This window comes from Adlercreutzia sp. CNCM I-6215 (genome assembly GCF_977072315.1).
Genome location: NZ_CDRVMA010000011.1, coordinates 103902 through 110035, shown reverse-complemented (window position 1 = coordinate 110035; position 6134 = coordinate 103902). Strand labels below are relative to the sequence as shown.

The window sequence follows — 6134 nt, the reverse complement described above, 5'->3', positions numbered from 1 at the left end:
TGATTAGCGGTACCGAGACAGCCTACTCGCGGTACCGCCTTTTGCTGATCGCCGGTACCAAGCCAGGTGATCGATGGTACCGCGAGAGGTTACTACTCATGAATTGGATAATCCGGCATCTTCTTTTTTTCGTACTTGCGCGACTGCATAAGGTCATCAGCATATTCCAGTAGCCGCCCCTTCCCTTGCTCGTTCAATGATCTGAACGCTGCAAGCAAAGCTTCTTCTGCTTCGGTTAGAGAAGGCTCCTGTACGTCAACGCCAAATCCAGTTCCGATAATCGTATCGACAGAAACATCGAAATAGTCAGCAAGCTTACAAAGTTTCGCACCGTTAAGGTCACGTGTTCCCTGTTCCCAGCTGCGATACGCGCTGAGAGAAATGCCTAAATCCTTAGCAACATCCTCTTGCAGCTTGCCTTGGGATTCCCTGATGCGTTTCAAGTTCGTTTTCATGGCTACCCCTTTCAGTGCATAAGGTAACACATTCTGTAGTAATAGTAAAACATTTTGTCTTGCGAACTATCACATATCGTGTTAGTATCGGGTTCCAGAGTGATACAAAACGTGTTACTAGGAGAGGATATGACTAATACGATTGCAAGTGAGCGAAAACGCCTTGGGCTTTCCCAAACAAGCCTAGGGGTAATGGTCAAACGCGACCGCTCGACCATTGCAAGGTGGGAAGCTGACCCTTGTTGCGCATCAGCAAAAGACCTGAAGCGTCTTGCAGATATTTTCGAATGCTCGGTCGATTATCTTCTGGGCAGAACCGATGAGCGCACCCCATTAGCGAAAGCTGTCTAACCATGCGTCGCGGCAAGCAGTGCGAAATCGAGTTCGAAGTGAAGCTGAAGGGCGGCAACCACGTCCGCACGGTTTCCGAAAAAAATTCGAAAAATTATGGCACTACGAAGGCACTTCGGGCGCGAACTGGGCAAACACGCCGCAAGAAACGCGGCTGGCAGAGCCGCGCGGGGCTTCTCGCGATAGCCATAGGATGGGTCTTCGCCTTCCTGATGCTTCTCGTTCCCGAGACCATGGAGTACACGAGCGAAGAGCAGCTGCGCATGGTTCTCTACACGTTCTCCGTCGCCGCTATCGGATTCGGCTGCGGCTGGAACTCGCGGGATGACCTCTGATGTGCGCCCGCAAGAAAAAGCGCAAGCCGTGGACTGTGCAGGAAGTGCGCACGTTGGAGCAGCACGCCCACGAGGGCATCGGCAACCTGAAGAAGCTGCTGCCGGGTCGAAGCGAGCATGCCATCAAGCACACGGCATCGCGCTACGGAATATCGCTCGTTCGCCGGTGGCACTGCCCCATGTGCAACAAGGAAACGCTGAAGCCGCTCAGGCCGTCTACCGGCTGGTGCGAGAAGTGTTCCAAGCGCTACGTCATCGAGCGCAACCAAGAGCGCACCCGCGAACTGAAGATGAAGAACCTCGGCATCGACCCGCAAGCGGCCGAGATTGCCGACCTAGAGCGCCAGCTGGACGCCACCTATCAGGAGAACTCGCGGCTGAAGCGCGACTTGGAAGGCGGAAGGACATGAAGCCATACCAAGTCTATTTCCACGAATCACTCGAAGAACTCTATCTGCAATGGAAGGAACAGGAACGTGCCAAGAAAAAGAATGAGCGCCGGGCTGGAAACCAAAGCGCTCAAACGCCCCTTACAGGCAAAATCCATGTTATCACACAGTGCAAGGCATCTTAGCCGCGCATACATCGCCGTAGCAGCGACGCTCGGCACGGCATACATAGTGGCGGGAATAGTCGGATGTGGTCTGTATGCGCGCCGGTAGGATGCTGAACCGCATCCGGGTTCCCGAGCGCGACGCCGCGCAGCCCGAGACGCCCGAGCCAAGCTATCGCGGGCACTTGCCCGAAGTGGTGGACATCATCAAGGACAACACTCGCCTTCGCGGCGACAACCAGCGGCTGCGCTTCGAGAACGCGGCGCTGCGCGCCGACATCGAGCGCATGAAGGGCGCGCAATGAGCAAGATACCCGTATACCGCCACAAGGACGGCACGCCCTACGTTCGCCCCTACCTCGGCACCAACGCGGTGACGAAGAAGGCTATCCGGCCTTACAAGCAGTTCCCCAAGGGTCTGACCGACGAAGAGGTTCAGCCGCTTGCGCAGGAATGGCTGTCGGGCTTCACGCCGGCGGCGAAGTACCACGTTACCGACAGGTTGAGCGACGTCCTGTACCGCTACATAGACATCCTCGAAGCGAACAAGAAATCGCCCAACACCATAAAGACCTACCGTTCGAACGTGCGCTGCTACATCGACCCGCACATCCCCAACATCAGAGCCGGGGAGTTGAAGCCATATCAGGTCGATGCGCTCTACAACGTGCTTCTGATGCAAGGCGGGCGCAAGGGCGAGGGAATATCGCCGAGCAAGGTCATAAACCTGCACTGGATGCTCGCCGGTGCCTACAAGTGGTTCGTCACGCAGGGCATCAGCGAGTACAACCCCATCGTGTCGGCGACGCCGCCGGAAGCGCCCCTTTACGAAGCGGTCGCCTACAACGAGCAGGAATTCCAGATGCTGTCGCGGGCGCTGTCAGAAGCGCTCAGAGAGCCGGCGGACAGCCCCGAGGCCATCTTCCGCAAGAACGCCATGTTCGCGGCCTACTTGGCGCTGAACACCGGCGAGCGCTGCGGCGAGTTGTGCGCCAACAGCAAAGAGGACGCCCAGCTTGCGCGGATGATGATGCACATAGGCTACACGGCCGTGGAAGAGAAGGAAAAGGGCGTCTACCGCAAGCCGAAGCCCAAGGGCAAGAAGACCCGCAACATAACCCTGCACGAGAGCGTGTGCGAGAACATAGGCGGCTTCTACGAATGGCAGAGAAGCTACCTCGCGCCCGCCAAGGCCGAATCTTGGAAGCGGATGATATGCACCGACTACAAGGGCGGCATGCTGCGCCCCTCGAAGGTCTCGGAAGCATTCAAGGACATGCGCGACCGCGTGGGTCTTCCGAAGAACACAAGCTTCCATACGCTCAGGCACACGCACGCGACATGGCTCCTTCTAGAAGGCATGAACCTTAAGGACATCGCCGACAGGCTGGGGCATGCCAAGGAATCCACGACGCTAGAGATATACGCCCACCTCATGCCCGGCCGCGACCGCATGGCCGCCGACGTCTTCGCGAGGGCTGCGGCGAAGATGGGCGGTGAGATATGAGCGCCCAAGACCAGATGCAAGCAAAAATCCAAGCCGCAAAGCTTCAGAAGATGACGCCGGAAGAGCGCGCCGCCCACTGGAAGGCCAAGGGAGAGGAAGCGATGCGGGCGTACCGCGAGCGGCATCCCGAAGAGCCGCCGGAGCCGGTCTATCGGTTCATCGTGGAGTTCGATTGCACGCCCTCCACGTTCGAGCGCATCAAGGAAGAGATACAGAGCCGCAGGACGGCGAACAGGGCATACAGGTACTACGCGAGAAGCCGCAAGAAGCCCGGAGAGGTGGTGACGAAGACATGGCAAAGCCCTACATCAAGCTAGACATGGACTGGCGGGAAGACCCGAAGGTGATGCTCTTCGAAGAGCGCTACGGAAAGGCCGCGCTGGTCGATTGGGTGGCGCTCATGTGCCTGATGGGCGAGTTCGGCGGCAGCTTCTGCCTTGATGACGAAGCGACGCAGCTGCGCGTGCAGAAGGTGCTTCGCAAGAAGGCCAAGGCGACCGAGCAGTTCCTAGAGAAGTGCGCGGACTGCGGCCTGATAGACGAGGAAGGTCTGTACACCTTCCGCCGCGTCGGCAGCGCCCGCTCCATCAAGGACGGGGAAGCGAGAGCAAAGCGCCGCGAGTACGCCATAGCGGCATCAGAAGCGGCGCGCGAGAAGCGCCTTGAAGACCAAGGCGAGGACGGCAACTAGCTGTTGAAAACCCTGTGGAAAACTGAGAGAGGAAGTGAATCGGAGCATGAAAAATTTTCGCAGTTACACCCTTTTGAAAATTCTAAATCGCGTTTTAGAAATCCGGAAAGGGTGTTTTCAGACCTTTTGCGATGACTTATTTTCGAAATTTTCAATCGCAAACGCCCTGACTGGCGAAAAAACGCGCGGAAGTTTCGGAAGAAAAGCGCTCGCGTTTTCGGATGCGTCGCAAGACAAAAGCCCAGCTAGAGCGCTTCCGCCGCCGTGAGAACGGACACCGTGACGGACACCGTGACGGAAGGCGCTACGGACACCATGACGGAGAACCGTAATAGTTCACCCATAATTAATTACCTATTATCTATTACCTATTATCCATAAGAGAGTCCTTCCCTAAGCGCCTTCCTGTTGATACACCGCGCGCCCGAGACCAGACGGCGCGCCATCGCAGAAAGGCTACCCATGACGTACACGCAAGCACCGCTGCTCGATGAAGGCTGCTTCAACTCGAACGGACAAGACCTTCTTCAGGCGGCAGAGACGGCCATCCTCGAAGAGTGCTGCCAAAACGGCTGCACCCACGAAGCCGACGGCGCTTTCATCGGCGGCAAGGTCTACAACCCCACGCACTGCAAGTTCTTCAAGGTCTCTTCGGGCATCCCGTTCGAGTGCGCCGCCTTCGATTGCGGGGTGTAGACATGCCCATCCAGCACGAAGGCCGCGTCGAAGAGCGGCGATGCCCAAGGTGCGGCAAGCTGCGCCCGCTCGATTGGTACGTTCCCGCATCTGAAGACTGCTGGAAGTGCCGTTCGATTGCGAACCCCGTCTTCAGGGACAAGAGCGAATTGGCGGACATCGCCCGCATCAGGCGCAAAATCCGCAACGACAAGCGAAAGGCGGTGAAGCGATGAACCGCGAAGCACTGCTTGCGAAGATTCGCGCCCTTCAGAAGCGGGCTGCAACCGACGGAGAGCGCAAGGCGGCAGAGCGCGCCGCGCGGCGCATCATCGAGAAGTACGGCCTTGACGATGCCGGCTTCGATGAAGAGGAAACCGAGCGTGACCACTTCTTCAGCTATGCGACGAAACGCGACAGGAAGCTTCTGCTGCAAATCGCTGCCGCGCTACTCGGTGCAGACATTATGGGCTACATCAGCCGAGGAACCCGCCATCTGTGCATTCGCACGACCGACCTTCAGGCAGCGGAAATCGAGTACCAGTACGACTACTTCAGGCACCTGTACAGGGAAGAAGAGGAAATGCTGTTCGTCGCCTTTCTCCACAAGCACAACCTCTTTCCAAAAGATGGCGACAGCAATTCTGATGATTCTGAAGAGGTAGACCCGGAGTACTTGGCTCGCATCGTTGCCCTTATGCACGGCCTGAATGATTCGCAGCTTCGCAAGGCTCTTCCCGAAGAAGGCAGGTGAGCAACATGCCGATGGAGCGCGAGCGCTATCCGAAGAACTGGGATGCCATCGCTAGGGACGTGAAAGATAGGGCTGATTGGAAGTGCCAGCGCTGCGGGAAGCAATGCAGACGTCCGGGTGAGCCTTTCGACACGCACAAGCGAACTCTCACGGTCGCGCATCTGAACCATACCCCCGAAGACTGCCGACCCGAAAACCTCATGGCTATGTGCGGGCCGTGCCATTGCCGGTATGACGCGAAACATCATGCCGAGACGCGCAGGGCACGTAGAAGCGCCGAAATCGAGCAACCCGGCACCGATGACCGCGAAGACCCCAAGTAGCACCACAGCGGGCGCGAGAACCGCGTTTCCGGCTGAATCGAAGCAATGCACCAAACCCCGAGCGCAAAGGAACACCGAAATGACCGAAAGAAAGATTCTCAGAATCACCGAGCCGCAGGGCGAGCCAGACATCATCGAATGCGACGGCATGGCCTACGTCGTGCGCAGGACTTGCCGGCCTGTCCACTTCGAGGGCGACACCCTGTGCAGCCATTGCAAGGACTACATGGACGAATCCCGCAACTTCTGCGGCACGTGCGGCGCGCTGATATGCGACGAAGCGCCCATGGGAACGCCCGCTGCGGCAGACGCGGCGCAGCCCGTATTCCAGCCGCTGCTGAAGGAAGAGCAAGGCGCTGTTTCAGGCTGCGCGGCACTGTGTCAAAACACTGTCAATCCGACCCGTGAGCAAGCAGCGGCGCAAGCCCTCGAAAACCGCGTCCGAACTGCGCGGGCTTCCATGCTCGCCTTGGGCGCGTAGCAAAGAACA

At 57.9% G+C, this 6134-nt stretch carries 12 protein-coding genes; 11 read left to right on the top strand and 1 reads right to left on the bottom strand.

The window, feature by feature from the left end; all coding sequences use genetic code 11:
• Nucleotides 1-92: 92 nt before the first annotated feature.
• Entirely contained in the window at nt 93-455 is a 363-nt protein-coding gene (locus ACW4LP_RS09430) for a helix-turn-helix domain-containing protein (RefSeq protein WP_455803751.1), read from the bottom strand.
• A 129-nt stretch (nt 456-584) separates the two neighbouring features.
• On the opposite strand from ACW4LP_RS09430, the gene ACW4LP_RS09425 reads away from it, so the two are divergent.
• The 11 genes from ACW4LP_RS09425 (at nt 585) to ACW4LP_RS09375 (ending at nt 6125) form a co-directional block, all read left to right on the top strand.
• Nucleotides 585-806: a helix-turn-helix domain-containing protein gene (locus ACW4LP_RS09425; protein WP_452039561.1), complete on the top strand. Its 222-nt coding sequence runs from the start codon at nt 585-587 to the stop codon at nt 804-806.
• Nucleotides 807-808: 2 nt separating this feature from the next.
• Nucleotides 809-1141 carry a hypothetical protein gene (locus ACW4LP_RS09420; protein WP_305296654.1) on the top strand — a complete coding sequence of 111 codons (333 nt, stop codon included), beginning with the start codon at nt 809-811 and terminating at the stop codon, nt 1139-1141.
• A gap of 35 nt (nt 1142-1176) precedes the next feature.
• Entirely contained in the window at nt 1177-1551 is a 375-nt protein-coding gene (locus ACW4LP_RS09415) for a hypothetical protein (protein ID WP_455803750.1), read from the top strand.
• Nucleotides 1548-1715 carry a hypothetical protein gene (locus tag ACW4LP_RS09410; RefSeq protein ID WP_451917252.1) on the top strand — a complete coding sequence of 56 codons (168 nt, stop codon included), beginning with the start codon at nt 1548-1550 and terminating at the stop codon, nt 1713-1715. Before ACW4LP_RS09415 ends, ACW4LP_RS09410 begins: the two co-directional genes overlap by 4 nt.
• Nucleotides 1716-1789: 74 nt before the next feature.
• Complete coding sequence (locus tag ACW4LP_RS09405; protein ID WP_451918182.1) at nt 1790-1999, top strand: hypothetical protein; 210 nt, start codon at nt 1790-1792, stop codon at nt 1997-1999.
• Nucleotides 1996-3201: a tyrosine-type recombinase/integrase gene (locus ACW4LP_RS09400; protein ID WP_451918181.1), complete on the top strand. Its 1206-nt coding sequence runs from the start codon at nt 1996-1998 to the stop codon at nt 3199-3201. Before ACW4LP_RS09405 ends, ACW4LP_RS09400 begins: the two co-directional genes overlap by 4 nt.
• Before the next feature lie 50 nt (nt 3202-3251).
• Entirely contained in the window at nt 3252-3518 is a 267-nt protein-coding gene (locus tag ACW4LP_RS09395; protein ID WP_451917249.1) for a hypothetical protein, read from the top strand.
• Nucleotides 3494-3892, top strand: a complete 399-nt coding sequence (locus ACW4LP_RS09390) for a Lin1244/Lin1753 domain-containing protein (protein WP_451917248.1) — start codon at nt 3494-3496, stop codon at nt 3890-3892. Before ACW4LP_RS09395 ends, ACW4LP_RS09390 begins: the two co-directional genes overlap by 25 nt.
• A gap of 462 nt (nt 3893-4354) precedes the next feature.
• The gene (locus ACW4LP_RS09385; protein ID WP_451917247.1) at nt 4355-4588 is read left to right on the top strand and encodes a hypothetical protein; all 234 of its coding nucleotides are present in this window, start codon (nt 4355-4357) and stop codon (nt 4586-4588) included.
• Between the two features lie 106 nt (nt 4589-4694).
• Nucleotides 4695-5321: a hypothetical protein gene (locus ACW4LP_RS09380; RefSeq protein WP_451918136.1), complete on the top strand. Its 627-nt coding sequence runs from the start codon at nt 4695-4697 to the stop codon at nt 5319-5321.
• A 402-nt stretch (nt 5322-5723) separates the two neighbouring features.
• Nucleotides 5724-6125: a hypothetical protein gene (locus ACW4LP_RS09375; RefSeq protein ID WP_451918135.1), complete on the top strand. Its 402-nt coding sequence runs from the start codon at nt 5724-5726 to the stop codon at nt 6123-6125.
• The last annotated feature ends 9 nt before the right edge of the window (nt 6126-6134 follow it).

Bases quoted from the DNA above. Each gene is read 5' to 3' on its own strand.
- ACW4LP_RS09430 (WP_455803751.1), bottom strand. From the start codon at position 455: ATGAAAACGAACTTGAAACGCATCAGGGAATCCCAAGGCAAGCTGCAA.
- ACW4LP_RS09425 (WP_452039561.1), top strand. From the start codon at position 585: ATGACTAATACGATTGCAAGTGAGCGAAAACGCCTTGGGCTTTCCCAA.
- ACW4LP_RS09420 (WP_305296654.1), top strand. From the start codon at position 809: ATGCGTCGCGGCAAGCAGTGCGAAATCGAGTTCGAAGTGAAGCTGAAG.
- ACW4LP_RS09410 (WP_451917252.1), top strand. From the start codon at position 1,548: ATGAAGCCATACCAAGTCTATTTCCACGAATCACTCGAAGAACTCTAT.
- ACW4LP_RS09405 (WP_451918182.1), top strand. From the start codon at position 1,790: ATGCGCGCCGGTAGGATGCTGAACCGCATCCGGGTTCCCGAGCGCGAC.
- ACW4LP_RS09400 (WP_451918181.1), top strand. From the start codon at position 1,996: ATGAGCAAGATACCCGTATACCGCCACAAGGACGGCACGCCCTACGTT.
- ACW4LP_RS09395 (WP_451917249.1), top strand. From the start codon at position 3,252: ATGACGCCGGAAGAGCGCGCCGCCCACTGGAAGGCCAAGGGAGAGGAA.
- ACW4LP_RS09390 (WP_451917248.1), top strand. From the start codon at position 3,494: ATGGCAAAGCCCTACATCAAGCTAGACATGGACTGGCGGGAAGACCCG.
- ACW4LP_RS09385 (WP_451917247.1), top strand. From the start codon at position 4,355: ATGACGTACACGCAAGCACCGCTGCTCGATGAAGGCTGCTTCAACTCG.
- ACW4LP_RS09375 (WP_451918135.1), top strand. From the start codon at position 5,724: ATGACCGAAAGAAAGATTCTCAGAATCACCGAGCCGCAGGGCGAGCCA.